Origin of the sequence: Tritonibacter sp. SIMBA_163 (assembly GCF_046535935.1) — a bacterium.
Taxonomy (GTDB): Bacteria; Pseudomonadota; Alphaproteobacteria; order Rhodobacterales; family Rhodobacteraceae; genus Epibacterium; species Epibacterium scottomollicae.
Genome location: NZ_JAWJBP010001191.1, coordinates 1 through 241, shown reverse-complemented (window position 1 = coordinate 241; position 241 = coordinate 1). Strand labels below are relative to the sequence as shown.

1 pseudogene is annotated in these 241 nt (G+C 36.9%); it reads right to left on the bottom strand.

The annotated features are described in order from the left end of the window. Positions 1-5: 5 nt before the first annotated feature. A pseudogene (locus tag R0J92_RS26090) lies at positions 6-241 on the bottom strand (glycosyltransferase family 2 protein); the annotation flags it as partial.

Sequence of the window (241 nt, the reverse complement as noted above, 5' to 3'; positions counted from 1 at the left end):
CTCACTTACCTTTGTTTTCTCAAATTAATTTGAATATCTTCGATTAAGCGACGATTCGCAGCCATTAAATCAGCAATCAACCCAAACATCCAAAGTTGAAAGCCGATTAAAATTAAAATTGCCGTTAAAATCAAGCTCGGAACGCGAGTTCTTTCGGTTCCCATCAAAAAGAAAATTAACCAACGCACACCTAAAAGGAAGCCTAAACTAAAGGGAATTGAACCTGCTAAGAGAAAGAAAC